The sequence below is a fragment of the Bacillus cereus group sp. MG4 genome (genome assembly GCF_040460055.1).
Lineage (GTDB): Bacteria > Bacillota > Bacilli > Bacillales > Bacillaceae_G > Bacillus_A > Bacillus_A wiedmannii.
The window spans coordinates 3,324,287-3,348,887 of the sequence record NZ_JARVGZ010000001.1; the positions used below are offsets into that span (position 1 = coordinate 3,324,287).

The following is a 24,601-nucleotide window of genomic DNA, read 5'->3' on the forward strand; positions in this document are numbered from 1 at the left end:
TTATCTATTATGTTGTTTCCCTATGTACTAATTCTGGCAATAGCTCTACATGCTTTATATCGATTTTCTCATCATTAATCTTGTCATATAACAATTCAAATGCCTTCACACCAACATTTTTACTACAATACGAAATCGTCGTAATGCCTAAAATATCTGCCACATCTTGATCATCACAACCGATAATCGTAATATCTTCCGGAATACGAATTCCTTGTTTTTTCGCTTCCGTTACCATTCCCGCCGCAATATGGTTGCAAGATACAAGAAACGCGGTTGGTTTTACTAACATATGGACCCATTCCCTAATCACATTACGCCCATCTTCCACTGTAAAACAGCCTTTAAACTTCCAGGCCTCCATCGGTGTTACAGCAATCTGTTGAAGCGAATCCTCATAAGCTTGTTTTCTTCGCTGACTATTAATGCTATTACTTCTTCCAATGCAATACCCAATACTTGTATGGCCGGCATCTATTAAGCTCTTCATCCCACGCGAAAAGACTTTATAGTAATCAATATGCACACTCGAAATGAAATTCGAGTCTATTTCTTCACACATAACAATTGGACCAAATTTCGTATATTCTTCAAGCTTTTCCTTACTATTTGCTCGGGAACATATAATAACCCCATCAAGCTTTTTCATTTTTAACATATTCAAAATTTCTAATTCTCTTTCCTCACTATAATTCGTCTGACAAAGCATCATATTATAGTTATTCTTTGCTGTTTCCTTTGATATTCCCTCGATAATAGCGCTATAATATTGATCATTTACGTGCGGTAATAAAACACCAATGACATTCGTTTTTCCTTTCACTAAATGAATTGCATTCACATTTTGCGTATAATTTAATTCTTCTATAATTGCTAAAATTTCTTTTCGTTTCTGTTCATTCACATATGGATGATTATTCAGTACACGTGAAACAGTTGAAACAGATACTCCAGCAAGTTCAGCAATCTTCCTTATATTCGTCATCTCATTTTCCCCTTCTCTGCAAAAATTCTCCCTTGACCTGGTAAGCTTTCCACAATATATCCTTTCCTAGCAAATACATTTTGAAAGGATCTACAACTATGCTTCGATTCAAATTAGAATATATATTTTTCATTGGCGGTCTACTTACTCTCGCCATCGGTATTAATATGATGACGACAATTACTTCCTTTGGACTTAGCCCTTATGATTCCTTCTTTATTGCACTATATCAAAATTTTGGGATAAGTATCGGTTTTTGGATTTTCATAATTAACTTTGCTTTTACCCTTATCGTACTCTTTTGGAATAAAAAACAAATTACGATCGGTACAATTGTAACGATGGCTCTTATTTCTCTTTTTGTTGATTGGATTGGTTCCATGCCAACTATTATGGACGCTATCCGTTCTCTTCCAAAATATATAACACTTATTTGCGGAAATCTATTCGTTGGAGCTGGAATTGGTCTTTACGTCTCTACAAACCTTTGCGCAGCACCTCAAGAAGCTTTCGTTTTAACCGTTTCTGAGAAAAAGAAATGGACATTTAGAAGAACAGAAATTTCGTTAGCGTTTTTATTTTTAACATTAAGCTTCCTATTAGATGGACCTATCTATTTTGGAACAATCATCTTATCCTTTACAACAGGCTGGATTATCCACGCATTTATTCAAATTGGTACGAAGATTTTAAATAGAAAAGAGCCTATTAAGCAAGCTGCTTAACAGGCTCTTTTCTGTTTTATGAGAAGAGATACTACTTAGCATCTCCTTCAATTCGATAGTTTGCTTTCAAACAATCTATTTCTTCATACCCTTGCAACGTATGTAGAATATAATCATAATCAGCGAGAGACGCACGATGCGTCACAATTACAATTTCAGCCTTCCCTTTCTCTTCAAGCGGCATTTGAATAATCTTTTCAAAGCTAACGCCACGCTCAGAGAACAATGAAGTAATTTTTGCAAATACACCAATTTCATCTTTTACATGAAGTCTTAAAAATTTCTTCACAACAATTTCGTCTGGTTCTTTTAATACTTTTCTATACTGCGGGGATACCGCACTATTTCCGTTTACACCTAATCGAATATTTTGCATTACAGCTACTAAATCTGAAACAACAGCTGTTGCTGTCGGTAAACTTCCTGCACCTGGCCCATAAAACATCGTTTCTCCGACCGCTTCACCATACACATATACAGCGTTATATTCGTTTTGCACGGCCGCAAGAGGATGTGTATTTGGAAGTAGTGTCGGTTCAACTGTCACCTCTAATTTTTCACCATCTCGCTTCGCAAGACCGATTAATTTAATCGTGTATCCTAAACTCTTACTGTATTCAATATCTTCTTCTGTAATAGAAGTAATCCCTTTTACCTTCACATCTCCAAGCTCTACATTTGTAGAAAAACCAAGGGTAGCCAAAATCGTCATTTTTCTCGCTGCATCTAAACCTTCCACATCTGATGTTGGATCTGCTTCTGCAAATCCAAGTTGTTGGGCTTCTTTTAACACGTCGTTATATGCTCTCCCTTCATCTGACATTTTCGTCAAAATAAAATTTGTCGTTCCATTTACAATTCCCATTACTTTCGTAATAAGATCTGAAGAAAGTCCTTCTACGATACTTCGTAAAATCGGAATCCCTCCAGCTACACTTGCTTCATAAAATAAATCTGCTTTATTATCTTTTGCTACCGCTAAGAGTTCCGCCCCGTGTAACGCCATTAAATCTTTATTGGCAGTCACAACATGCTTCCCGCTCTGTAAGGCTTGCAAAATATATGCTTTTGCATCATCAATGCCACCCATCACTTCGATGACAACGTCAATATTTGGATTATCTAAAATTTCATTTGCATCTTGTGTTAATAGAGTAGAAGGTACCTCTACTTCTCTCTCTTTTTCAATATTTTGTACTAGTACTTTCGTTACTTTTACAGGACAACCTACTTGGTGGATAAGTCGCTCTTGATGATCTGTAATGATACGAACTACACCGCTACCAACTGTCCCAAGACCTAATAAACCAACTTGAATTTCTTTCATAATACTGTCCACCCCTCAAAAATTGTGTTTAGATGAAATTATATGAGTAAAAAATCTGAAAAACAATGTTTTTTGAACATTCGTAAAAATATAAGTTAATCTTTACAAAGAAAACGTTACCACGTGTTACACAATCTTTTTTTATAATACATAAGGGGTTTCTTGATACACGTAATAATTCAGCCAATTAGAGAATAATAGATTCCCATGGCTTCTCCACCTTACAAGTGGTTTCTCATTTGGATTATTATGCTTAAAATAATTTTTCGGCACATCAATATTTAACCCTTTTTGGCGGTCCCGTTCGTATTCTTGCTTTAACGTATCACAACTATATTCACTATGCCCGAGCGCAAACACTTGCCTTCCTTCTTGCCCAATGACAAGGTGAACACCCGCTTCCTCAGAATTTGCTAATAATGTTAAGTCTGTCACCTCTCTAATATCACGCTCTCGTACTTCTGTATGACGAGAATGCGGGGCAAAAAACAATTCATCAAACCCTTGTAACAATTTCACATGTTGCTCACGAACTTCATGTTCAAATACACCGAACATTTTTTCCTTAAGAGGATACTTTGGAACACCATAATGATGATACAAGCCAGCCTGTGCCCCCCAGCAAATATGAAGCGTAGATGTTACATTCTTTTTTGAATACTCCATAATACGTTTAAGCTCTTCCCAATAATCTACCTCTTCAAAAGAAAGAGTTTCAACTGGTGCTCCTGTAATAATAAGTCCATCAAATTTCTCATTCTCAATATCACGAAATGTTTTATAGAAACTCGTTAAATGGTCCTGCGCTACATTGCGAGACAAATGTGATTCCATATGAAGTAAGTGAACATCTAATTGCAGCGGTGTGTTGCCAATTAAACGAAGTAATTGCGCTTCTGTTTCTTGCTTTGTAGGCATTAAATTTAAGATAGCAATTTTCAATGCCCGGATATCTTGTGTTTCTGCTCGCTCCTTCGTCATTACAAAAATATTTTCCTTCTGCAACACTTTGCGAGCTGGTAAATCTCTATCAATTATGATCGGCATGTTCTTTGCCTCCGACTAGCGCTGCTTCTAAATCTGCAATAATATCAGAAACATCTTCTATACCAACCGATAAACGAATTAAATCTGATGTAACGCCAGCTAGACGCTGATCTTCAGCACTTAATTGTCTATGCGTTGTGCTAGCAGGATGTATAACACAAGTTCGTGCATCCGCTACATGCGTTACGAGAGTTGCTAGTTTTACATTTGCGATAAATTCTTTCGCTGCTTCTAATCCGCCCTTAATGCCGAATGTTAAAACACCACTAGCACCTTTTTTCAAATACGTTTGTGCTAACGAGTAATTTTCATTACTATCTAATCCCGGATAATTCACCCACTCAATACGTTCATGGTTAGCAAGCCACTTAGCAACTGCGAGAGCATTTTCACTATGACGCTCCATTCTTAAATGCAGCGTTTCTAAGCCGATATTGCTAATATACGCATTGAATGGGCTCATACAGTTTCCGTAGTCTCTTAATAATTGAACACGCGCCTTCACAATATAAGCTGCTGCACCAAAATTTTGAACGTAACTTACGCCGTGATAACTTGGATCCGGTTCAACAAGTTCAGGATATTTCCCATTTGTCCAATCGAAGTTCCCTCCGTCAATGACAATGCCGCCTAAAGAGCTTGCATGACCATCAATATATTTCGTCGTAGAATGAACGATAATATTTGCTCCGTGCTCAAATGCTTGGCATAAATAAGGAGTTGCTAATGTATTATCCACGATAAAAGGTACTTCTAACTCTTTCGCTGCATCTGAAAATTCTTTGAAATTTAAAACGTTCATCGCTGGATTTCCTAACGACTCCGCATAAACAAGTTTCGTCTTATCATTAGCAAGGGCCACAATTTCATCAGCACTTAAATTCGGATTAAAGAACGTAACGTCAATACCAAGCTTACGCAAACTCACTCCAAATAAATTAAACGTTCCGCCATAAACTGTGGAAGAACAAAGCAAGTGGTCTCCGCTACTACAAATATTTAAAACAGCAAGCATAATAGCAGCCTGCCCAGAAGCCGTTGCAACAGCTCCTACACCACCCTCTAAATCCGCTAACTTTTGCTCAAATGCAGCTAAAGTAGGGTTTCCAATACGCGTATATATATATCCTTCTGCCTCTAAATTAAATAGCGCTGCTAAATCATCTGAAGTATCGTATTTATACGTTGTACTTTGATAAAGTGGTAAAACACGCGGTTCACCATTCTTTGGTGTATAGCCACCTTGCACACAAATTGTTCCTTTTCCCCATGATTCTCCCATCTCTCATTCTCCTTTCTTTTATACAAAATAAAAAAACTGCTCCTTTCCTGAAAACAAGAAAGGAGCAGTTTGAAAACACGCTCTAAAGGCTCTTTCTTATCTTTCAGGATTATTACCTGCAGGATTTGGCACAATTCCGTTATACGGCTGTTGCCAAGGTTTCATCAGGCCTGTCCCTCCACCTTTTCTTGATAAGACTATGCAATTACCGTTGATTTTATAGCAATAATTTCCTAATGTCAATCAATTTTTCTGAATGTTCTAAATTAAACGTAAAGAATTTGACATGCATAACAAAAGAAATATATTCCATATTCATTTAAAAAAGACCTTTTAAAACCCACGATTACTATATAAAATTAAGTAAGTAGTTTAACTGTATACATTTCAAACTCTCACGAGACCTCAATATATTGAATAAGCCAACCTCTCAAAAAGATACTATACATATTCATTTCATTTCACAGTAGCATATTTAATCCTTTCGACATTAAAACTTACATAACGGAGGTATAACATGACAAACACAAAGGACATACACTATATACTCATCCTATACGGCATTCTTTTAGGCTCTATAGTAGGAGCTACAGTCTGGCTATTTTTAGTTACAATAAATATCGGCATTCACTTTATTTGGGGATACTTACCTACTATTTTCTCTTCTCCCCCGTATTACACTATTTGTGTAACAACTATCGGTGGTATTCTCGTTGGTTTCACCCAAAAATACTTCGGCACATATCCACGTCTTATGCCGGAAGTGATGAGTGAATATAAAAAAACAGGTAGAATTGAATACCTTTTTGTACATAAAGCTACTTTAACTGCGATTATCGTTTTAATATTTGGAGCTAGCTTAGGTCCCGAAGCAGCACTTGTTGGAATTATCGGTGGACTTTGTACATGGGTAGGGGATCGCTTTACATTCGCCTTAAAAGGAATGAATGAACTAACAGAGGTTGGAATTGGCGCTACTTTAAGTGTAATTTTTAACGCGCCATTATTCGGTTATTTAGCGCCAAATGAAAATGAGGGTGAGCAAATTAACGAATTTTCTAAAGGAAAAAAAGCAATTGTATATTTAGCTACCACTTTCGCTGGCTTTTCCATTTATTTATTACTTAGTAAATTCGATAATCGCGGATCCTTTATCGTTGATTTTGGGGAAGGTTCCCTTTCTCTTAATGAATGGATCGCCTTTCTACCACTTGCTAGTATTGGTGCTATAGTTGGTTTCTTTTATTTCAAATTTGAATTCACATTAGAGAAATTAATCCATCCCTTCAGGGAATACAAACTATCACTTGGAATTATCGGTGGTATTTTATTAGGAATTACAGGAACTTTTCTCCCGTACACGTTATTCTCAGGAGAACACCAATTAAAAGATTTAGTCGTTGAATGGAGTCATTTATCCTTCTGGGTACTACTTCTTTCAGGTGTTTTAAAATTATGTATTACTGCCGTTTGTTTAAATACAGGTTGGCGCGGTGGACATATTTTCCCAATTATATTTGCTGGATCTAGTATCGGATATGCTATAGCTTCTATTATCCCGATAGATCCAATCGCTTCGGTAGCCATCGTCACGACAGCAATTTCAAGCTATGCATTAAGAAAACCAATTGCTATAACATTACTATTACTCATGTTTTTCCCGCTCAATTTACTATTACCGATGCTTGGAGCGGCAGCGATTGGTAATGCATTTCCACTTCCTAAAAACAACGAAGCTACAAACGAATAAAAATAGGCAGTAGGGACAAAAGTTCCACTGCCTATTTTTATTACACACGTTGCTTCAATAACGCATATAACTCTTCAAAATTTTGCACTTCATATGTTGGCACAATCTCGCTATTATTTGATTTCTTTTCTGGATTAAACCAACAAGTATCAATTCCCGCTACATATCCACCTTTAATATCAGCACTTAACGAATCCCCAATAATGAGTCCTTCTTCAAAGGAAAAATTAGGAATCCGTTCAAAAACATAATCAAAATACTCTTTCATCGGCTTTTGGAATCCCGTATCTTCAGAAACGAAAATATCTTTAAACAAGGCATGTAATCCTGCATTACGTAAACGTTTATCTTGCGTCTTAGAAATACCGTTTGTCACTATATATAAATCGTACTCACTTTGAATTTGATTTATAAATTCAAACGCACCTTGCATAAGTTGATCTCCTTCTTCTAAGTAGCTACGATAATTATTTTCGAATAATATCCCGTCTACTTCTTCCCCGTATTCTTTAAACAAAATTGAAAACCGTGTACTTACAACTTCATCACGGTTTATTTCACCTTCTTCAAAAGCATCCCAAAGACTTTTATTAATTTTTTTATACCGCCTTTCAACCTCGCTAGTTAGATGGATCCCTTTCTCTTCAAAAAGCATACGTAACGCCACTTTCTCCGCCTTTTGAAAATCTAACAATGTATCATCTACATCAAATAGCAATGTTTTATATTTTTTCATAAGCCCTTCACACACTCTTTTCTACAAAAATAAATTTACGTAAATCGTATCATTCCTTCTTGTAAAAATAATAGGAGATATCTCATACTAAACATGAGGTGAAAATATGAAAGTCAGCAAAAATAGCGACGAAATCTCTCATTACATGCAAACTTACAACTTCCATACTCTTTTTTCTTTTGATGTCTTACCTTACGCTGAACTACATTCCTTTCAAAAGAGAGAAAGGATATGTAATGAAGGCGTTGATGTTCCTTATCTTTATTACTTAATTTCCGGGAAAGCGAAAGTATATATGAGTCACAAAAACGGGAAGGTCTCCTTAATTAACTTTATTCAAGCACCTTCGTTCATTGGAGAATTAGGATTAATTGGCGTAGAATCCGTTACGAAAACAGTGGAAGTGATTGAAGATTGTATGTGCTTAGCGCTTCCTCTTAAAGATTGTCAGCATCTTTTATTGCAAGATGCTACCTTTCTACAGAAACTATGTAAATTTATCGGTGAAAAAACAATTAGCCGAACAGAAAGTTACGCCAAAAACAATAGTTATCCGTTCGAAAATCGATTAGCGGCGTTTATTCTATTAACAGAACAAAATAACAGTTATACAGAAAAACATACCGAGGCTTCGGAATACTTAAATGTCAGCTACCGCCATCTTTTATACGTATTAAACCAGTTTTGCCAGCAAAATTACTTAAAAAAAGACGGAAGAACCTATTACATACAAGATCGAATTCAATTAGAAAAACTGGCTGATGAACTTAAAATATAAAAAAAGTAGCATTAACGTTTACCTGTTAATGCTACTTTTTTCGAGTGACGATTCTATTTTCAATTAAAATTTACTTGCTACTTTAGCTGCTTCTTCAAGACCAGCTGTAATGATCTCTTCTGCTTTATCTGGAAATTGGTTATGTCCTTCAATAATTACTGTTTCCATATTTGTTGCACCGAAGAAGCCCATCATGCTTGCTACATATTTAACAGCCATTTCTACTTCAGCTGCTGGACCTTCAGAATATACGCCGCCGCGCGCGTTTAATAATGCAATCTTCTTATCTCCAATTAGACCAACTGGACCTTCTGGCGTATATTTAAACGTTTTGCCAGCTCGGTTTAAATAATCAATATATGTGTGTAGCACTGCTGGAATCGTTAAGTTCCATAATGGGAAACCGAAAACGACTTTATCAGCTTCTAAAAATTGATTTAAATACTTATCAGCAACTGCTACTGCTTTTGCTTCCTCTTCAGTTAAATCAAATCCTTTACCTGCTTTGAATGTACCATTAATCATATCTACGCCTACATATGGTAATTCTTCTTTATATAAATCAAGTTCTACTACTGTATCATTTGGATGTGCTTCTTTATAGTTTGCTAAAAATGCCTCGTATAATTTCACACTAACTGCTTGTTCCGCTGGGCGGTTGTTTGCTTTTACAAATAAAACTGTTGCCATTGTTTTTCCTCCTAGTACTCACTCTTCTGTTGTTATATGCTTTCAAAAAAGGTATCCCTTGTAATTGTTGTTTTGTTGCTTACAAACATATTTTATCTTTATATCAAGACAATTTCGTCCTCACATAGACGTATTTTTCCAAAAAAAAAGTCCACCTTCTAAAGGCGAACTAGGTCTTACGACTTTTGTCTTATATAATTCCATTTTTCACTGCATATAATGCTGCTTGCGTGCGATCAGATAAATTCAACTTACTCAAAATACTACTTACATGCGCTTTTACCGTTTTTTCTGTAATAACTAAAACAGAAGCGATCTCTTTATTACTCATCCCTTTCGCTAATAGCTGCAACACTTCATTTTCTCTCGCCGTTAGCACATCCACTTGAATAGAAGGTTCTTCTTCCTTTTCTTCCACAGGTAATGTTTGAGAGAGAAGAGTATTTGCTATATCCGGATGTAATTGAATATTACCTTTATATGCGCTTCGAATAGCTTCAACAAGTTGATCCGGTTCTACATCTTTTAAAATATACCCACTTGCCCCCGCCCTTAACGCTGGTAAAACATGCGCCTGATCAGAAAAGCTTGTTAATACAATTACTTTCACATCAGGATATTCTTTTTTGATACACGCTGTCGCCTCGACACCATCCATCTCGGGCATATATAAATCCATTAGTACAACATCAGGATTTGTTTCTCCTACTTTCACTAATGCTTCTTTCCCGTTATTTGCTTCTCCAACTAACTCTAAATCTTCCTGTGTACTTAAGAAAAATGCTAATCCTTTTAAAACGACTGTATGATCATCAACTAATAATACTTTTATTTTCACAAACTTCCCTCATTTTCACATCATAATGGTACATTTATTTTTATACTTGTTCGTTTTTTTTCACTTACAATTTTAATTGTTCCACCAATTAGTTCTACTCTTTCGCGCATCGTTGTCATGCCAAGTGACTTCTTCTCTTTTATGTCCTTTTCTATAAACCCATTACCTTGATCCACTATTTCTAATGATACATTGTTCTCAGTTACTTTAAAATAAATCGTCGCTTCCTTTACACCTGCATGCTTACTCACATTGTTTAGCGCCTCTTGTCCAATGCGCCACAGTGCTTCTTCTACTACACGAGGTAAGTCACGAACACCAGTAACTTGCTCCCTAATCTTCAATCCTAAGTTTTCACCGTACTGCTTTAGAGCAGGTAATAACCCTTTCTCTAATCCTGCCGGACGAAGCTGCCAAATTAATGTCCTCATTTCTTTTAAAGCTCCTTGTGCTAATTCACGCATCTCATGCAAAGATTGATCTACCTTTTCATTTTGACCTTTTAAAACTGCCTCAGCGCCTTTTGTCATAAAGGTTAACGAAAATAGCTTTTGTGAGACTGAGTCATGTAAATCTCTTGCCAACCGATTCCTTTCTTCCATTCGTACAAGTTCACGGCGCTGCTCATTTAATCTTAAATTCTCGATTATTAACGAGACATGATTCGATAGCGCTTGGATTACATCTATTGTGTTAACATCAAATTCTCCATTATTCAAACTAACACATAAAACACCAAATATATGATTTTGAATATGTATTGGTGTAGCAATAACAGCTCTATTTAGATGTACACTATGCCCAATTTGATGTTTTAGTAGCACCGGCTCATCTTGTTCTAACGCCTTCTTTGCCGCTTCTTTTACATCCTCTTGTAACTCTTCCTGACTATAGGACGCTCGCAAAGATAATTCCTTTTCTTCCCTAATAAAAAAAGCCACTTGATTCCATTGAAATACTTCACCTATATGATTTACCACTTTTTCAGGTAATACATTAAATTTATGAATCGTTTTTAAATCTTGAATAAAGCGTTCCAATTTCACATAATAATGTGCTCTTCGCTTTTCATTTTCATATAATTTTGTTCGCTTTAAGGCCGTCCCAATTTGGAAAGCAACCGATTGAAGTAATACTAATTCTTCTTCCGAAAAATGCGTTTTACCAGGACTTGCTACATTTAACACACCAAACTTTTCTCCTCCAGCCTTTAAAGGAACCGTAGCATGATGAAGAATGCCTTCTGTATCTCCCCAATTATATTCAATTGCATTATTAATTCTTTTACATTCAATAATATTAACGGCTCTCTCCAATTTCCCATCCACAAAGCCACGTAAACACCAACATTCCCCTTCACACATCGGACGTTTATTTTCATATGTAAGTGCCTCTGGCAACTGGTAATCAATCAACTTCGTATACTTCCCATTTTCATCCGCAAGAAAAATCCATCCTGTCGTTAAACCTGTTACACTAAGCAATTTTTCTAGCACCGCTTGCAATACATGGTATGTATCATTTGATGTATTTAGTGTTTCTGCAATTTCTTTTAATATAACTAATTCATTTGTGCGATTATCTCGAAACATAATCAGTCTCCTACACGCAAAATTTTAAATAGCTCCTAAAATAAATCATCTACTTTTCACTTTGTACTTATTCGTAACATTGATATAATGGTGAAAACATAGTTTTCATTATATCACTTGAGGGGGCTTTCATAATGACATTAAATAAAGCACTTACTATCGCTGGTTCTGATACAAGTGGCGGTGCTGGTATACAAGCAGATTTAAAGACATTCCAAGAACTTGGTGTATACGGAATGACATCTCTTACGACAATCGTAACGATGGATCCACATAACGGTTGGGCACATAACGTATTCCCAATCCCAGCTTCTACATTAAAACCACAATTAGAAACGACAATTGACGGTGTTGGAGTAGATGCTTTAAAAACAGGTATGCTTGGATCAGTAGAAATTATTGAAATGGTTGCTGAAACAATCGAAAAACATAATTTCAAAAATGTAGTAGTTGACCCTGTTATGGTATGTAAAGGTGCTGATGAAGCATTACATCCTGAAACAAATGACTGCTTACGTGACGTTCTTGTGCCAAAAGCATTAGTTGTAACGCCAAACTTATTTGAAGCTTACCAATTAAGCGGTGTGAAAATTAATTCTCTTGAGGACATGAAAGAAGCAGCGAAGAAAATTCATGCTTTAGGTGCGAAATATGTCCTAATTAAAGGCGGAAGCAAGCTTGGTACGGAAACTGCAATCGACGTCCTATATGATGGAGAAACATTCGATCTTCTAGAATCAGAAAAAATTGATACGACAAATACACACGGCGCAGGTTGTACATATTCTGCTGCTATCACAGCAGAACTTGCAAAAGGAAAATCCGTAAAAGAAGCAGTAAAAACTGCTAAAGAATTTATCACAGCGGCTATCCGCTATTCATTCAAAATTAACGAATACGTGGGCCCAACACATCACGGTGCATATCGTAAATTCGTTGTATCAAAAGAACTTGTCTAACATATGAATAAAAATACCCACAGAGTTCTTACATTGCCTCTGTGGGTATTTTTATGGGGCTTTACATCTTCTGGTCATCTTACCTTTAAGATGCAGAACTGACCTGATTTCTTCCATTTCTTTTAGAGTAATATAATGCATCATCAGCTGCTTGAATAAATTGATTTGGTGATGACTCAAACTCTGAAATCCCTACTGAAACCGTAATTTTTATTTTTGTTCCATCTAACAATTGAAATGAATGTTTTTCAACAGCTGTACGAATTTGCTCCCCCATACAAATTCCATAAGCTATTTCCCTCTTCGGTATCAAAAGTGCAAATTCCTCTCCACCCTTTCGAAAAGTCAAATCCGGAAATGTTGAAATTTCTCTTAAAATACGCCCTACTTGTTTTAATACTTCGTCTCCTGCAGGATGTCCATACGTATCATTTACATGCTTAAAGTGATCAATATCGATAAGTAGTAAACAAAGTGAATCATTTTTCATACGTTTATTACTAATATGACGATTCATCTCTAAATCAAATTGCCTTACGTTTCCTAGACCTGTTAATGCATCTACCGTTGCGTATTGCTTCATCGTTTGAAATAACTCATTAGATTGCAATACGTAATTTGCACTAAAAAACGTGATATATCCTGTAACAATACTAGAAAATAAATATAATCCCACTATGTGGATGTCTTTAATTAACCATATATATAGCGCTGGGATTAGAATAGATAAAATATATGTATGTAACCATGCCCATTTTTCTGCTAAAGAAAGCTTCATACGCGAAATAAAGATACTACCTATCCCTATCGCAATGATTGTATAAAAAGCTACTTGAGAAGCTACTGAATAATCCATAAATAATAATCTAGTTACTAAAATCATACTAACAGCTATAGTACTCGCTATTGGTCCTCCAATTATAACGGCTAGAATGACGGCTAAGTAGCGTAAATCCAATAGGATAGTACCAACATGAACACCGAAATACATTAGTAATATACCTAATATTCCAGTAAAAACACCTACTACACATTTCTGCCAAAAAGAGAACCCTTCTTTTAATGGCTTGTCTCTTAAAAGCTGACCTCCAATAAAAATAAAGGAAAGAATAATTGTTGTGTTTACAAATAGATCCCTTAACATAAAATAATCTCCCTACTTTTCCATCTATCCCTTTCCTTATTTTATTGTATACGAAATCCCTATAATTCCCAAAGCTTTTATTTATTTTTTGCTGTTCCACGTGAAACAGCAAAAAACAAAAAAGGACGAAAGTTCGTCCTTTTTTGTTAACAGCAACGTGATATCTTTCCGCCTTTTGCATTAAACCTAGCTTCTTGCGCCTCAGCAAAAAATTGCTTTTGACATACAACCTCTTCTTCTGGATGATGCTTTTTCATATGCTCTACATATGTTTCATAGCTTGGTACCCCAACGAGTAAACTAATAAAGTGTTTCCTTTTTCCCCATACTTGCCGCAGTCTTTTAAGCATAATAGTTCCTCGACTCACTTTCATCTCTAGAAATATATGGCGCCTCTTTTAACGGCATCGGCTTATTTCTTAATACTTGAATCCAAATTCGAATTGCAGAAATTAATACAGCGATTACAACTATCATAAAAATCCCACAAAGCGCTGCATCAATATAATCATTGAAAATAATTTGTTTCATTTGAGCGACATTTTTAGCTGGTGCTAACACTTTTCCCTCATCTAATGCTCCCTGAAATACCTTTGCATGAGATAGAAATCCTATTTTAGGGTTTTCATGAAATAGCTTTTGATAACCCGCCGTCATCGTTACAATAAGCAATCCGACAGTTGGAATAAGTGTCACCCAAACATATGCCTTTTTCCCCATTTTAAACAAAATTGTCGTTCCAAGTAATAATGCAATACCTGCTAGCATTTGATTTGCAATACCGAAAAGTGGCCATAATGTATTAATTCCACCAAGCGGATCAACTACCCCTTGGTATAAGAAATAACCCCATCCTAATACGCATAACGTTGTAGCTATCACATTCGCTAATGTAGAATCCGTTTTCCCAAATGGCTTATACACATGTCCTAAAATATCTTGAATCATAAATCGGCCTACACGCGTTCCCGCATCAATTGTCGTTAAAATGAATAGAGCTTCAAAGAGGATTGCAAAATGATACCAAAATGCCATCATCGCTGTTCCACCTATTACTTGTGAGAAAATATACGCCATACCTATCGCTAACGTTGGTGCACCACCTGTGCGTGATAAAATTGTTTGCTCTCCAACGTTTACAGCGAGATCTTTTAGTTCATTTGGTGTAATAGCAAATCCCCATGAGGAAATAACTTGAGCTGCCTGCGAGACATCCGTACCGATAAGTGCTGCGGGACTATTAATCGCAAAATAAGTTCCTGGTGTTAATACACAAGCTGCAATCATCGCCATCGCGGCTACAAATGATTCCATTAACATTGCCCCATAACCGATTGGCTGTGCGTGTGCCTCTTGTTCAATCATCTTTGGTGTCGTACCTGATGAAACGAGAGCATGGAATCCAGACACCGCACCACAAGCAATTGTAATAAATAAGAATGGGAATAAATTTCCAGAGAAAACAGGACCTGTTCCATCGATAAATTTCGAAACTGCTGGCATTTGTAAATCTGGTGCTACAATTAAAATACCAATTGCTAATCCAACAATTGTTCCGACTTTTAAAAATGTGCTTAAATAATCACGTGGTGCTAAAAGCATCCAAACTGGTAAGGCCGATGCGATAAATCCATATACAATAAGCATAATAGCAATCGTTTCACCGCTAAACGTGAACATGCTTGCAAGCGTTGGATGCTCTGCTACATACTGTCCTCCAATAAGAGAAAGTATAAGTAGAATAATTCCGATTACTGACCCTTCTCCAACCCGGCCAGGCCTAATGTAGCGCATGTACACTCCCATTAAAATAGCAATAGGAATCGTTGCTGCTATTGTAAACATTCCCCAAGGACTTCCGACAAGCGCCTTTACTACCACTAATGCTAATACCGCTAATAAAATAATCATAATGCCTAAAATGCCTATCATTGCAATAAGCCCTGTAACAGGACCGATCTCATCTTTAATCATTTCTCCTAAAGATTTACCATTCCGTCTCATCGAAGCAAATAAAATTACAAAATCTTGTACAGCTCCAGCGACAACTACCCCAACAATAATCCATATTGTCCCTGGTAAATATCCCATTTGCGCTGCCAAAATCGGTCCTACTAAAGGGCCTGCCCCAGCAATTGCTGCAAAATGGTGCCCAAATAATACCCACTTATTTGTCGGAACATAATCTTTTCCATCGTTTAATGTATGGGCTGGCGTTTGCCTATTATTATCTAAACCAAATACCTTTCTCGCTATAAATCTACTATAAAAGCGGTAAGCAACTGCATACACACATACCGCAGCTACTAAGAGCCACACGGCATTAATAGTTTCACCTTGTGATAAAGCTATTACACCAAAAGCACCTGCGCCTACTGCTGCAATAACTCCCCATAGTAAAATCGACTTCAATGTTTTCACATACAATCCCCCCAATACTATCGCTTAGTGGGATTGTACTAAATTTTCTGAATATTTAATTTGAATCCTCCTTATCATGAAGGATTTTTAGTTTATCATGTTAAAAAATTCGCATTACCTACTATAATTCAATCTTATTTCGAAGTCGTTTCACATAATTACGACTAACTGGAATCGGTTGCTCATCATATTTATCTAAATACAGATTATATGTGCCATTATAATAAGGTTTTAGTTCTTGTACATAGGACATATTAATTAAATAACTTTTATGCACACGTAAAAAATCATATACATTTAGCTTATTTTCCAGCTCCTGAAGTGTATATGTTGAAATATACTGATTATTTGTTGTATAAATTGAAACCGTTTTGTTTTCCTTATTTTTGCTTACATATACAATATCTTCAGGGAAAATATACCGAATTCCCTCTTGACCTTCTATCGGTAGTTTTCGCAAATAACTCTTTGCTTTCTCGTCTTGCTCTTTACACATTCTATATAAAAGGAATTGCAAATCTTCCTCACGAAATGGGCGTAGTAAATAATAAAATGCTTGAAAACGAAATGCCGTAATCGACTCTTCTATATCTTCACCCATAAAAATCAATTTCGTATAACAATTTACTTCCCGTAATAAACTCGCATATTCAAAACCAGTTCCATCTAGTAATTTTGAATTCAAGAAAACAAAATCTGGTGTATGCTTTTTCATGATAAATAATGATTCTGTTCCCGTATTCGCTTCAAAACATTCTACATTCCTTATATTTTCAGTAAATTTTTCAGCTAAACTTCTTCGCTCTTCTGCTTCTTCCATGATCAGTAAAATTTTCATTTCTTCAACCACCTAATTCTTTTGTCCATATGTCTTGTTGTATACATTCGCTTTTATAAGAAACATTCCCTTTTTCTTACTATACCATTATTTATCTAAAAAAACAGAAAAAAGGAAACCACGACGATTCCCCCTGCCCTTTTATTCCATTATTTATAGGAAGTAACACTCACTGAATGCGAAGAAATGAGTGTTACTTCCCCAAAAACACAATTGGTGCTGGCTAATAATCAGCGAGGGATAAATCCCTCACCGATTAAACTTTTACCTTATACTAATTCTCGTTGCTTCGTTTCTTGCCCAAGTACAATTACAGCAACTACGCCAATTAAAATTGATCCACAGAAAATCGTAAATATTAGTGATAGTGAAGCCTGTGAAGCAACTAAATATCCTACTAATAGCGGCCCAAGAATACCACCAATACGACCGAATGCTGCTGCCATCCCTGCACCTGTACCACGAATAACCGTTGGATACTGTTCCGGTGTATAAGCGTATAATGCACCCCAAGCACCTAAATTAAAGAAGGATAGTAACATGCCTGCTACGATTAATACCGTTAATGACTCCGCCACTCCAAACAAATAAGCACTACATGCTGTACCGATTAAATACGTAACTAAAACGAACTTACGACCAAGTCGTTCAATAAACCAAGCAGCCGTGAAATATCCTGGCAATTGAGCTAACGTCATAATAAGTACGTACTGGAAACTTTTTATTAAACTAAATCCTTTTAATACCATCACACTAGGTAACCAAAGGAACATCCCATAGTACGAAAAGACAACAGAAAACCATAGAATCCATAACATAATTGTTGCCTTACGATATTCCCCAGACCAAACTGACTTTACATTTTCGATAACAGATGGTCTTTTTTCAGCCTTTTGAAATCTCGGAGAATCCGGTAAATTCCATCTTAAATATAAAGCATATAATGCCGGAACCGCGCTCAATACCATTGCAACTTCCCAACCATATTTCGGAATAACAAAATACGAGATAAGGGCTGCAATTAGCCATCCACCTGCCCAAAAGCTTTCTAATAGCACAACTATTTTGCCACGTTCATGCGCTTCAACGCTCTCTGATACTAATGTAGACGCAACTGGAAGCTCTCCACCAAGCCCCATACCAATTAAAAATCGTAAAACAAGGAACATCGCAAGTGTCGTCGTTAAAGCAGTTAAACCACTACCGATAGAAAATAGTAATAATGTAATAATAAAGACTGATTTCCGCCCTATTTTATCTGATAGTATTCCAAAAACGAGTGCTCCGACTGCCATACCAATCGAATTAATGCTGCCTATCCAGCCCATTTCTTGCGTACTTAATCCCCAATCTTTTTGCAGTGCTACCATTACAAATGAAAGCATTCCAACATCCATTGCATCAAATAACCATCCAAGCCCTGCTATACCAAGTAGCTTTCGCTTCGAAATTTCTTTCACCTTGCCCACAAGAAGTCCTCCTTACACAGCTGTCTTTACACATCATTTTACATGTGTGAATTGTATAAGTAAAATACTTTCGTTCAAAAAATTCTCCTTCATCATTCCCCAAAAATAAAATACTTATCACACTATTTGAGGGCAGTAAGACTCCCACCTCAAAATTCAGCTGAAACAAAAAGGTTAAATTGAAGACCAACTGCCATTAAACGTCCAATTGGTGAGGGTTAACCATCAGTGGTGGATGAGCAAAACCTCACTTTATTAAAAATGACCAAATAAAAAAGTAGCGATATTCCGCTACTTTTTCGAACGCATGACTTCTTTTAAAAATTCCGCTAATACTAACTGACGACGCCAGCGCGTTGGATTACTACACAATCTATAAAACCACTCTAAGTTAATTGCTTGAATCCATTTTGGTGCACGTTTTACCTCTCCAGCCCATACATCTAAACTTCCGCCCACTCCAACAGCCATCTTCGTTTCTAAACGATGCTTATTAGTTTGGATAAAGTTCTCTTGTCTTGGGAAACCAAGCGCGACAAGTAATAAATCTGGTTTTGCTTCTTGAATACGAGAAACGATACTCTCTTCTTCTTCTTGTTTAAAGTACCCATCTTGTGTACCCACAATAGATACTGCTGAATATGTCTTCGTTAAATGATCTGCTGCAGCTTGTACAACATGGGGTTTTGCACCAAGTAAGAAAACAGATACTGGTTTATTCTCCTCTGATAACTTTGCAAATAGATTACACATTAAATCAAAACCTGCTACACGTTCCTTTACAGGTGTGCCTAACATACCACTTGCTTTTACAACTCCAATACCGTCAGGTGTAATTAAATCTGTATTTAATAATGTTTTATGGAATGTTTCATCCTTTTTTGCACACATAACAATTTCAGGATTTGCTGTTACTACCTGAAAAGTATGAGTTCGCTCCAATTCTAGTTGTCCCTTCAAATATTGGATCGTTTCATCCATTGTCATTGTAGAAAAAGGAACACCTAGAATATCAACCGTTTTTACTTCCATGATTAACTATCCTCTCTATTTCAGTAAAAGTTTTTTATATGCATTATAAGTATCTTCATACAAATTCTTTAGCGAGAAATGAGTAGATGCATGAGTATATAAACGATTTCCCATCGCTTCTAATTCACCATTCACCCATTTTTCATAAGCATTTTCTAACGCGTTTGCTAACGAATCCGCATCACCAATCGTTACAATCCATCCATACGTATCATCAACTATTAACTTCTTCATATCACCTACATTTGTTGCAATAGATGTTAAGCGTTGATTAGCCGCTTCTAATAAAACAAGAGGGAAGCTTTCGCTATAAGAGGTTAACAAATTAATGTGTGCAGATGCATATAATTCTTTTGAATCTGTACGAAAACCTAGAAAAACCACCTTATCCTCTAAGCCCTTTTGTTTCACCATCTCTTTTAATTCTGCTTCTATAGGTCCATCACCAAGCAAGAGCACCTTTATATTTGGAATTTCAATTTTTTGTAACGCTTCAAATAAAATATCATGACCTTTAACAGGATGAAGACGCGCTACTTGAACAGCTGTAAATACTCCTTCATCAATGCCAAATTCACTTTTATCATAAGGTTTTGCTGGAGTATTATCATACTCGATTCCATTATAAACCGTACAAATCTTCTCTTCTGGTACACCTAGTTTTATTATGTTTCTCTTAAAGTTTTCCGTAATTGCAAAGAATAAATCTACCTTCCTGAAAGAACGTAAATTTAACTTCGTAAATACCCATCCTTTTAATCCCCTCTTCATAAAATCCAAAGTTGGATCACTGTGGACAGTCATTATCCATTTCGCTTTTATACCTTTTTTCAAGAGGGAGAGATAGAAATTTGCTCGTGCGCCATGTGTATGCACAATGTCAAATTGATTTTCATTAATAAATGCCTTTATTTTTGAAAGAATTGATAGGTCGTACCGAGATGATTGGGTAAAAACATGCACTTGAATACCAAGGTTTCTCGCCTCTCTAGCAATCGCACCTTCTTCAAATACCATTAATTCCACTTCTTCCTTTGAAAATTGAGATAAAAGTGAAATAATATGCGTTTTCCCCCCACCTTCTTCTGCACCAGCATTTAGATGTAACACTTTCATTTCCTATTTCCTCCACACTTTTTATTTTTACTTACTATAACAAAAATAAAAGCTAACATGCGCTAGCTTTTATTTTTTAATCATTCAATTTCCAAATCAACAAGTAGGTATGCGCTAATAAGGACTAAATAAAAACTTACACCCGGTGCCATTAAAACATGACCAGCTATAAATGAAATACCTAAAGCCAAACCTATTCCAGTCATTATTAATACATATTTCACAGTGAATAATTGTTTGAATTTAGTCAATACAAGTCTAATAATTTTAAATCCAAAGTATACAAAAGGTAGTAAAAGTAACACAAGTCCACCAATTCCAAATGAATAGAACCAATCATGGAAATCTCGTTCAATTAATTTCGGCTCACCTTTATAATTACCTGAATAACCCATACCTAATACTTTTTGAGAAAGAGGAGCTTTTTCATAGTACTCTTTATACTGCTGTTCAAATAATTCCCTGCCACTAAAAATAATAGCCTGTGTTTCCTCTTTCTGTTCTTTTTCTTTTTCAATTTCTTTCTCTTTTTCCGTCTCAATAACGTGAGGTTTATGTTCTTTCAATTCTTCTACTTGTTTCGCATTTTCTTCCTTCTTCTCATTTTGCAGCTTCTCAATTACTTGAAAATGTAGCCCCATATTTTTCATAAATGGTGAGAAAGGAGTGTATGCCATTACCCCTAGAAAAACAGTCATTGCAATCATACCATTTAATACATATGCATTTTTCTTTGCATCTTTACGTTGCATAAATGCCTGAATAAAACACATGATGAACGCAATAATCATTGTAGCAAAAATCGCTCCAAATCCAACCTTTGTACCAACGGCAAATAATGAAAAAATAATCAAAATAGAAGGAATCCAGCAATATATTTTAGACATACTAGTTGTTTTTTCAATAGAATATAAAACAACTATTGGACAAATAATCGCCAGAATTGAACCTAATTCATTCCCTGCATAAAACCATCCACGTGAACCAACCTTTAACCAATCATAACTGTTATAATCTGTTCCTGTTACAACCGAAGCTACCATTACTATATTTATAATTAATGCTGCATAGGCAATATTGTTTCGCATTTTAAAATGCCTATTTTCTTTAAGTGATTTAAAGACCAAAATATAGCAAGTAAACATGATAAGCGGATATAAAGATTTCGCTATAAACTTAATCTCTTCCCCTAATACGATAGGATCCTTAACCAATTTATTATTAATTAGTCCTATAGTGAAAAAAGCACCCATTCCAATTATATACAGCAAGTACTTAAGGTTCCCTCTTTTCCTAGCTTGGAATACAATGTATATTCCCCCTAGGCCCATGACAAATAGACGCGCAAGAACTCCAATGGTTGTATCAATTTTTAAAACCATTATACAAAATGCCGTGAGTAAATCTAGAATTGGCTGTAACATTATAAAAATCAGTAAGAAATTTTCAAATTTACTACTTATACTGTTTTCCTTTAACATTTAAAGCCTCCATAACTATTACATAATTTCAACCTATAAAATAAACATTTTTTATTCATCTCAAATGTTTATTATAACATAACCTTATTGTTAAACTATCCGATTTATATACCAATTTTTATAATAGAAAAGGTAATAAATTTGTATTTTCAAACGCTTTCTTTCCTAATTTATTCTTTTTTTTTACACGTAAAGAAAATACATTGTTATTTCCAAAACTTTAGTGTATATTTTTTCTCTGGAACATCTTTATAAGGAAGGAATTAGAGCCATGTTATTAATCGATATATTTACGTTTCTTGGCATTATCGCCGCTGCCATTTCTGGTACATTAGTTGGTTTGAAAAAAGATTTAGATTTATTCGGTGTCCTTTGTTTAGCTGTAGCTACTGCGCTCGGCGGCGGTATTATTCGTGATATTATGATTGGTAACCTGCCTCCTGTCGCATTTGTAAAACCTATTTACTTTTTCGTAAGCGTATTATCAGCATTATTTACTTGTATGTTTTTTGAGCGCATCAATAAACTTCAAGTCGTTATTATGCTTTCTGATGCTGTTGGTTTAGGTGTATTTACGGCTATTGGTGCAAATGCAGCAATGTCACATCACGTTGACGCCTCGTTTTTAGTAGTTTCAATGGGCGTCATTACAGGTATTGGAGGCGGTATTTTGCGTGACATTTGCGCTCAAGATATCCCTTACGTATTCCGAAAAGAAATTTACGCAATCGCTTCTATCTTAGGAGCAATTAGCTTCCTAATCACACATGCAATGGGCGCGCACGTATTAGCCTTCTATGTTTGTTTATTAGTAACATTCGTTATTCGTGTCGTGACTGTAATATATAATGTACATTTCCCAGTTTTCTTTAAAACACACGCTAAGATTAATAAAGGCCATTAAGAGGATTCTACATAGAATTCTCTTAATTTATATACAATTCCATATACTGTAGAGTAATTTTGTATAACAATATATAATTACATTAGAATACAAAATTGAAAACGCTTTACAAACAGGGGGAAGAATGATGCTTGGGGTTTTTAAAAAAAATAAAACAAACACCAGTATAATTGAGTTAAGTAAAGGCCAACAAATAATATTTAATGTGCCTGCTAATTCTGAACTAAAAACTCAAATGGATATGCTACATATTTCGAAGGAAGATTTACAAATTGTAAAAGTATTACAGCCGTTTATTTATGAGGAAATAGATTGGATCACTGAAAAATTCTACACCAACATCACAAAACAACCTAATTTAATTGCCGTTATTGAACGCTACAGCTCTATTCCCAAATTAAAACAAACGTTAAAGACACATATTAAAGAATTGTTTAGCGGTAATATGTATGAAGATTTTATTGAACAACGTGCTAAAATTGCAAGAAGACATGTACAAATTGGTTTACATAGAAAATGGTATACTGCAGCCTATCAAGAATTATTCCGTTCCGTCATGAAGATTTTGCAAACTAAAATTTCAACAATAGAGGATTTTTCTTATTCTATAAATGTAATAAATAAATTATTTACATTAGAACAAGAACTTGTTATTGCGGCTTATGAATCCGAATATGAAAGAATTCAAAAAGAACATGAAAAAGAAAAAGAACTGACAGCTATGACGATTACACATATTGCAACAGAACTAGCAGCAGTATCTGAAAAAACAAGTTCTTCTATTCAACAGTTAACATCTAAATCAGAAAATATTGTAGGAATTGCAAAAACAGGTACATCATTAGCCACAACATCAGAAGAAAAGGCTAATAAAGGAAAAGAACAATTAAATCTGCAAAACAAACGTATGGAAAGCATTCAAACAAATATGGAAACTATCATTACTGATACTCGTGAACTTCTCGATATTTCTAATAAAATTAACGAAATCATTGATATCGTAAAATCAATCGCTGAGCAAACAAATTTACTAGCATTAAATGCTGCTATTGAATCTGCACGTGCTGGTGAATTCGGTAAAGGTTTTTCAGTCGTAGCGGGAGAAATTCGAAAGTTATCAGAGCAAACGAAAGAATCTATCTACAACGTTACAAAGCTCGTTGAAAAAACTAATAAACAAATTATCCACGTCTCTTCCTCCGTAGAACAAATTAGCTCTCTCGTATCTGAAGGGACAGATAGTATGCATGCGACAGATCAATATTTCCAAGAAATCGTAAAAGACATGTCTAACTCGAAAGAACAAAATAAAAAAATTGAAAATGAGTTAGAAACCATTTCACAAGTAATGAAAGGAATTCAAGACGATTCCTCAAAAATGGCTCTAACAGCTGATAGTTTACAGCTAGAACTTAATCGATAGGATAAAGCTTATGTCAGTAGAATTTTTTCATCTCCGCTGACTCTTAGTCTTCATCTCCCATCCA

Annotated in this window: 22 protein-coding genes, 1 pseudogene and 1 riboswitch; of the genes and pseudogenes, 7 read left to right on the forward strand and 16 right to left on the reverse strand. The window is 35.5% G+C overall.

What is annotated here, in order from left to right; translation table 11 throughout:
- Positions 1 to 7: 7 nt before the first annotated feature.
- The gene (locus tag QCI41_RS17520; protein ID WP_353836993.1) at positions 8 to 985 is read right to left on the reverse strand and encodes a LacI family DNA-binding transcriptional regulator; all 978 of its coding nucleotides are present in this window, start codon (positions 983 to 985) and stop codon (positions 8 to 10) included.
- A 98-nt stretch (positions 986 to 1,083) separates the two neighbouring features.
- Here QCI41_RS17520 and QCI41_RS17525 point away from each other — a divergent pair, with 98 nt between their 5' ends.
- A complete protein-coding gene (locus tag QCI41_RS17525) occupies positions 1,084 to 1,710 on the forward strand; it encodes a YczE/YyaS/YitT family protein (RefSeq protein WP_353836992.1) in 627 nt (208 codons plus the stop codon).
- 31 nt (positions 1,711 to 1,741) lie between these two features.
- Here QCI41_RS17525 and QCI41_RS17530 read toward each other — a convergent pair whose 3' ends face one another.
- From QCI41_RS17530 to QCI41_RS17540, 3 genes are all read right to left on the reverse strand, one after another.
- Positions 1,742 to 3,037 (reverse strand): homoserine dehydrogenase, encoded by a 1,296-nt coding sequence (locus tag QCI41_RS17530; protein WP_353836991.1) that lies wholly within the window; start codon positions 3,035 to 3,037, stop codon positions 1,742 to 1,744.
- A 141-nt stretch (positions 3,038 to 3,178) separates the two neighbouring features.
- The gene (gene metA, locus QCI41_RS17535; RefSeq protein ID WP_064056365.1) at positions 3,179 to 4,084 is read right to left on the reverse strand and encodes a homoserine O-acetyltransferase MetA; all 906 of its coding nucleotides are present in this window, start codon (positions 4,082 to 4,084) and stop codon (positions 3,179 to 3,181) included.
- Complete coding sequence (locus tag QCI41_RS17540; RefSeq protein WP_000504750.1) at positions 4,068 to 5,366, reverse strand: bifunctional O-acetylhomoserine aminocarboxypropyltransferase/cysteine synthase; 1,299 nt, start codon at positions 5,364 to 5,366, stop codon at positions 4,068 to 4,070. Before QCI41_RS17540 ends, metA begins: the two co-directional genes overlap by 17 nt.
- Positions 5,367 to 5,459: 93 nt before the next feature.
- Positions 5,460 to 5,564: riboswitch (SAM riboswitch) on the reverse strand.
- 319 nt (positions 5,565 to 5,883) lie between these two features.
- On the opposite strand from QCI41_RS17540, the gene QCI41_RS17545 reads away from it, so the two are divergent.
- A complete protein-coding gene (locus QCI41_RS17545; protein ID WP_353836990.1) occupies positions 5,884 to 7,116 on the forward strand; it encodes a chloride channel protein in 1,233 nt (410 codons plus the stop codon).
- A 40-nt stretch (positions 7,117 to 7,156) separates the two neighbouring features.
- Here the strand turns inward: QCI41_RS17545 and QCI41_RS17550 are convergent, their stop codons facing one another.
- Positions 7,157 to 7,852: a YjjG family noncanonical pyrimidine nucleotidase gene (locus QCI41_RS17550; RefSeq protein WP_353836989.1), complete on the reverse strand. Its 696-nt coding sequence runs from the start codon at positions 7,850 to 7,852 to the stop codon at positions 7,157 to 7,159.
- Between the two features lie 106 nt (positions 7,853 to 7,958).
- Here QCI41_RS17550 and QCI41_RS17555 point away from each other — a divergent pair, with 106 nt between their 5' ends.
- Complete coding sequence (locus tag QCI41_RS17555) at positions 7,959 to 8,630, forward strand: transcriptional regulator YeiL (RefSeq protein ID WP_353836988.1); 672 nt, start codon at positions 7,959 to 7,961, stop codon at positions 8,628 to 8,630.
- A 63-nt stretch (positions 8,631 to 8,693) separates the two neighbouring features.
- On the opposite strand, the gene QCI41_RS17560 is transcribed toward QCI41_RS17555, so the two are convergent.
- The 3 genes from QCI41_RS17560 to QCI41_RS17570 all read right to left on the reverse strand — a co-directional run bounded on the left by QCI41_RS17560 (position 8,694) and on the right by QCI41_RS17570 (position 11,750).
- Positions 8,694 to 9,320, reverse strand: coding sequence for an FMN-dependent NADH-azoreductase (locus QCI41_RS17560; protein WP_046958587.1), 627 nt, complete (start codon positions 9,318 to 9,320; stop codon positions 8,694 to 8,696).
- A gap of 190 nt (positions 9,321 to 9,510) precedes the next feature.
- Positions 9,511 to 10,158: a response regulator gene (locus QCI41_RS17565; protein WP_353836987.1), complete on the reverse strand. Its 648-nt coding sequence runs from the start codon at positions 10,156 to 10,158 to the stop codon at positions 9,511 to 9,513.
- A gap of 20 nt (positions 10,159 to 10,178) precedes the next feature.
- Positions 10,179 to 11,750 (reverse strand): GAF domain-containing sensor histidine kinase, encoded by a 1,572-nt coding sequence (locus tag QCI41_RS17570; protein WP_046955478.1) that lies wholly within the window; start codon positions 11,748 to 11,750, stop codon positions 10,179 to 10,181.
- A gap of 134 nt (positions 11,751 to 11,884) precedes the next feature.
- Here QCI41_RS17570 and pdxK point away from each other — a divergent pair, with 134 nt between their 5' ends.
- Positions 11,885 to 12,709 (forward strand): pyridoxine/pyridoxal/pyridoxamine kinase, encoded by an 825-nt coding sequence (gene pdxK / locus QCI41_RS17575; RefSeq protein ID WP_000174240.1) that lies wholly within the window; start codon positions 11,885 to 11,887, stop codon positions 12,707 to 12,709.
- Positions 12,710 to 12,794: 85 nt separating this feature from the next.
- On the opposite strand, the gene QCI41_RS17580 is transcribed toward pdxK, so the two are convergent.
- The 8 genes from QCI41_RS17580 to QCI41_RS17615 all read right to left on the reverse strand — a co-directional run bounded on the left by QCI41_RS17580 (position 12,795) and on the right by QCI41_RS17615 (position 22,210).
- Positions 12,795 to 13,853 (reverse strand): GGDEF domain-containing protein, encoded by a 1,059-nt coding sequence (locus QCI41_RS17580; protein ID WP_353836986.1) that lies wholly within the window; start codon positions 13,851 to 13,853, stop codon positions 12,795 to 12,797.
- Between the two features lie 146 nt (positions 13,854 to 13,999).
- Positions 14,000 to 14,203: a YbdD/YjiX family protein gene (locus tag QCI41_RS17585; protein ID WP_000919822.1), complete on the reverse strand. Its 204-nt coding sequence runs from the start codon at positions 14,201 to 14,203 to the stop codon at positions 14,000 to 14,002.
- Complete coding sequence (gene cstA / locus QCI41_RS17590) at positions 14,196 to 16,274, reverse strand: carbon starvation protein CstA (protein ID WP_264461398.1); 2,079 nt, start codon at positions 16,272 to 16,274, stop codon at positions 14,196 to 14,198. Before cstA ends, QCI41_RS17585 begins: the two co-directional genes overlap by 8 nt.
- Before the next feature lie 121 nt (positions 16,275 to 16,395).
- Complete coding sequence (locus QCI41_RS17595; RefSeq protein ID WP_353836985.1) at positions 16,396 to 17,112, reverse strand: LytR/AlgR family response regulator transcription factor; 717 nt, start codon at positions 17,110 to 17,112, stop codon at positions 16,396 to 16,398.
- A gap of 269 nt (positions 17,113 to 17,381) precedes the next feature.
- On the reverse strand, positions 17,382 to 18,581 hold the full coding sequence (locus QCI41_RS17600) for an MFS transporter (protein ID WP_000521099.1): 1,200 nt from the start codon (positions 18,579 to 18,581) through the stop codon (positions 17,382 to 17,384).
- 291 nt (positions 18,582 to 18,872) lie between these two features.
- The gene (locus tag QCI41_RS17605) at positions 18,873 to 19,613 is read right to left on the reverse strand and encodes a WecB/TagA/CpsF family glycosyltransferase (RefSeq protein WP_046955475.1); all 741 of its coding nucleotides are present in this window, start codon (positions 19,611 to 19,613) and stop codon (positions 18,873 to 18,875) included.
- Between the two features lie 15 nt (positions 19,614 to 19,628).
- A complete protein-coding gene (locus QCI41_RS17610) occupies positions 19,629 to 20,729 on the reverse strand; it encodes a glycosyltransferase family 4 protein (protein ID WP_353836984.1) in 1,101 nt (366 codons plus the stop codon).
- Positions 20,730 to 20,809: 80 nt separating this feature from the next.
- A complete protein-coding gene (locus tag QCI41_RS17615; protein ID WP_353836983.1) occupies positions 20,810 to 22,210 on the reverse strand; it encodes an O-antigen ligase family protein in 1,401 nt (466 codons plus the stop codon).
- A gap of 271 nt (positions 22,211 to 22,481) precedes the next feature.
- Between QCI41_RS17615 and QCI41_RS17620 the strand changes: the two genes are divergently transcribed.
- The 3 genes and pseudogenes from QCI41_RS17620 (at position 22,482) to QCI41_RS30710 (ending at position 24,537) form a co-directional block, all read left to right on the forward strand.
- Positions 22,482 to 23,114: a trimeric intracellular cation channel family protein gene (locus QCI41_RS17620; protein ID WP_000924371.1), complete on the forward strand. Its 633-nt coding sequence runs from the start codon at positions 22,482 to 22,484 to the stop codon at positions 23,112 to 23,114.
- A 241-nt stretch (positions 23,115 to 23,355) separates the two neighbouring features.
- Positions 23,356 to 23,733: pseudogene (locus tag QCI41_RS30705) on the forward strand (protoglobin family protein); the annotation flags it as partial.
- Positions 23,731 to 24,537: a methyl-accepting chemotaxis protein gene (locus QCI41_RS30710; protein ID WP_392388178.1), complete on the forward strand. Its 807-nt coding sequence runs from the start codon at positions 23,731 to 23,733 to the stop codon at positions 24,535 to 24,537. The pseudogene QCI41_RS30705 and the gene QCI41_RS30710, both read left to right, overlap by 3 nt.
- Positions 24,538 to 24,601 lie beyond the last annotated feature (64 nt).